Consider the following 3,551-nt stretch of genomic DNA (forward strand, 5'->3'; position numbering starts at 1 on the left):
GGCACTTACGGATGCTTATTCACTCCAGAAGTACCAGGCACATACAAGATAATCGCCACGTTCGCGGGCTCCAAATCCTACGGTAGCTCCTTCGCACAAACCTACATGGCTGTCGGCGAAGCACCACCAGTAACACCACCACCAGAATATCCGCAACCAATTGACCCCACGATGACCATAGTGTACGCAGCAATAGCCATAATCATTGCAGTGGTAATTTCGATAGCCATAGTTGGACTGCTGATACTAAGGAAAAAGTAAGTGTGCATAAAAAACACACATCTTCCCCTTTTTTAGTCGCAGAGAAACAAGAGCACGAGCCGAAAAAGGGTTCAATAGGCTCATTTAGGTAGGACGCAGAAATAGCGTTCGTAGTAACTTCGTCAAAAAAGCATGCGTCCAAACTACACTGCAGAACAAGGAAGAATGTAGTCAAATAGTCTGTCTCTCTGAGAAGAAATAACCTGTAGCTTTAAAAAAATCTACCTTGGCTCGTTGTAAAGTTTTTATTATTCGGTTGTTGTAGTTTTCGTATGCGGGCCCGTAGTCTAGTACAACGGGCAAATCCAGCATCATAGGATGTCTTCCGTGCTAACGGATTATGACACTGGCCTGCGGAGCCGGAGGTCTTGGGTTCAAATCCCAACGGGCCCGCCAAAACATTCTTCCTATCTTGCCCAATTTAGAACAGTTCTCAGCGACCCGCTCCTTAACCCAAATCCTCAAATAACCCCTTCATACTTAAAAAAAAAGAGTGCGTTGTCAATGAGCCAGTCTGACATAATGATAGACAACCTCGTCAAGAGATTTGAGGACGTGACCGCCATAGGTGGGATAAACCTGTGCGTCTCCAAAGGCGAGCTCTTTGGCTTATTAGGGCCAAACGGTGCTGGAAAAACTACAATCATAAACATTCTCTGCGGCTTGATTAAACCGACCAGCGGCGCTGCTACAGTCGGCGGCTACGATACCCAAAGAAAGACTTCGGAAATCAAGGAAATAATTGGCGTTTGCCCACAGGAGACCGCGATATACCCATATCTGACGGGCGCAGAGAACGTAGAGCTTTTCGGGGGTCTTCATTTAATGAAAAAGGCGAAGCTTGAGGCGCGGCGTGCTCTGTTGTTTGACAAACTGGGGTTAACTCAGGAAGCTAAAAGAAAAGCTGAAAAATACAGTGGCGGAATGAAACGGCGGTTAAGCCTCATACTCGCATTGATTCATGATCCGCAAATCGCGTTTTTGGACGAGCCGACAGTGGCCATGGATCCTCAATCTCGTCATGCTGTTTGGGATTTCATAAAAGAGCTGAAAAAAGAAAACAAAACCCTCATTTTAACTACGCATTACATGGAGGAAGCCGAGGAACTCTGTGACCGCGTAGGCATAATTGACCACGGAACCCTAATCGCACTTGGTTCACCTGCAGAATTGATTGCAAAAAACAAAGTCAAAAACTTGGAAGAAGTCTTCATCAAACTCACCGGAAGAAAAATACGGGAGGAGCTTTAGTTGAAACTTCAACGAGTCCTTGCTTTAACCAAAAAAGAAATGAAAAAGACATTTCGTGAACCCGCGGTGCTGTTCATGATTTTCCTGTTTCCAATAGTTTTCGTTTTCGCTTTTGGGGCTTCTTTTGGTGGTGTAGGAGGAGGACAGCCTGCGTACCAAATTGGCGTAGTCAACATCGATGAAAGCGACCCATCACAGCTCTTCATAACTGCGTTATCGCGCACAGAGATACTGAATATTCAAATTTACGCTGACAACGAAACTGCGCAGACCGAATTATCGCAAGGCAAGATTCAAGCCGTAATGATAATACCTGCTGCCTTCAGCGAAAGCTTCTTTTCTTATCAGGCAGCTCCAAACGACCCTGCCGGTTGGGTTAACGCTACAATTTCTTTGTATGTAGACAAAGGCTCAGTTGTTGCAACTCAAGCGGTACCGCCGATTATTCAGCAAGTCTTATTGGAATTTACAGATGGCAACCAGCAGGCGGCTCCAAGCCCTATTAGTTTGCAAACGGTATCAATGGTCGAAGTGAAACAGGGTTCAGCGCTCGACTTCATGGCACCAGGAATGTTCACTTTCGCTTCAATATTCCTAATAATGATGGTTGCCCAATCCTTCACCCAAGACCGCGAAAACGGCATGATGAAAAGAATCCGAATTACGCCAACATCACCCACAGAATTCATGATTAGCCAAGTCCTATCCTACACAGTCATAGCTTTTATTCAGGCAATTCTCGTGTTCTCAATGGTTTATTTAATGGGCTTCCGACCAGATGTAGGCATCGCCGTCTACGCTTTTGCTTTCGTACTGGTTCTCGTGTTCTCGCTGTCCAACATCGGATTCGGCCTAATCACGGCCACCGTTGCAAAGTCTTCAGGCGCAGCAACTGGTCTCTCGTTTCTCTTCGTGCTGCCGCAACTATTCCTAGGAACCTTCGTAGGTGCATCCCTCTCATCGGCAGCGCAAGTAGCTGGCAAATTCGTACCCAGCTTCTACGTCACTGACGCTTTGACTTCGCTTTTCCTGAGAGGCGCCTCCATCACCAGCCCAACAATACTCTGGGACACCGCAATAGTGTCCCTATCCTGCATGGCAATCTTGGCTGTAGGCATAATCCTTTACGGGAAATACTACAGAGTCTAAATGAATACTACTAATAGTGTTGGTTGCTTTGCGAGGTAGACCCTCTACCTGGTTTTTGCAACGAGTTTCTAATAGGCTTCAAATATATTCGTGTTTTCAACATCGTTCTGACATAGACAACAACTAATAACTGCTCCTTCTTCTTTAGTAATGATTTAGTATTAAGCTTAAAATGTGCAGTTTAGTGCGGAAAAATGGGGATTAGACGAATAAGTTTTCTTACGTATCCAAGTTTTCCGTTTTTAAGAATTGGAAACTTCACGCTTGTCTTTCCATAGTTCAGGGCAAACTGTTCTGTATCTTGCATCACAGTAAACATGGCAAGTTTTGTGGACATAAAGGTTAATAGTTGTTTTGCGTTTCTAACCGTCTCGGTTGACAGGTGTGGTTGAATGAGGGTTCTTGTGCACTGGAGCGGAGGTAAAGACTGTTGCACTGCGCTTCACAAAATAGCTGAGCAGGGGCACGAGGTTGCCTATTTGGTGACGTACGTGTACATGGAACCCTATGCATTCCACAGCTTGATAGTAGCCGAACTGCAAGCTAAATCCATGGGGATACCGCACCTCAAGGTTAAAGTTGAAGGCAACCGATTCAACGCCATAATCGACGCTCTCACTCGCTTAAAAAAGCAGGAAGGGATCGAAGCCATCGTGACAGGCGACATCGACAATGTCCACCATAAACGCACATGGGACTACGCCTGCAAAAAACTGGGCACAAAACTGATAATGCCTCTGTGGAATAGACCTTTCTTTTCGCTGCTGCCAGGCGACCGCTACCGCAAACGGGTTTTGGACATAGAACTTTCAGTGGGCATGAAACCCATCCTAAGTTGCATAGATTTGAATTACCTCGGCAAGGAGTGGTTAGGTCGCGTGTTTGACAGA

Annotated in this window: 4 protein-coding genes and 1 tRNA gene; all 5 read left to right on the forward strand. The window is 45.8% G+C overall.

The genetic code is table 11. From position 1 onward, the window contains the following. Positions 1 to 261, forward strand: a 261-nt coding sequence (locus tag NWE95_02005; GenBank protein MCW4002674.1) for a hypothetical protein, incomplete at its 5' end; no start/stop codon positions are given. Between the two features lie 276 nt (positions 262 to 537). Then, a tRNA-Arg gene (locus NWE95_02010) sits at positions 538 to 657 on the forward strand. 108 nt (positions 658 to 765) lie between these two features. Beyond that, a complete protein-coding gene (locus NWE95_02015; GenBank protein MCW4002675.1) occupies positions 766 to 1,512 on the forward strand; it encodes an ABC transporter ATP-binding protein in 747 nt (248 codons plus the stop codon). Beyond that, positions 1,513 to 2,661, forward strand: coding sequence for an ABC transporter permease (locus tag NWE95_02020; protein MCW4002676.1), 1,149 nt, complete (start codon positions 1,513 to 1,515; stop codon positions 2,659 to 2,661). Positions 2,662 to 3,053: 392 nt separating this feature from the next. Next, positions 3,054 to 3,551: hypothetical protein (locus NWE95_02025; GenBank protein MCW4002677.1), on the forward strand; the 498-nt coding region annotated here is incomplete at its 3' end.

The sequence above is a fragment of the Candidatus Bathyarchaeota archaeon genome (assembly GCA_026014725.1).
In the GTDB taxonomy this organism is placed as follows: Archaea; Thermoproteota; Bathyarchaeia; order Bathyarchaeales; family Bathycorpusculaceae; genus Bathycorpusculum.

What these genes read in the sequence shown, in the direction of transcription:
- NWE95_02015 (MCW4002675.1), top strand. Translation starts at nt 766, where the DNA reads ATGAGCCAGTCTGACATAATGATAGACAACCTCGTCAAGAGATTTGAG.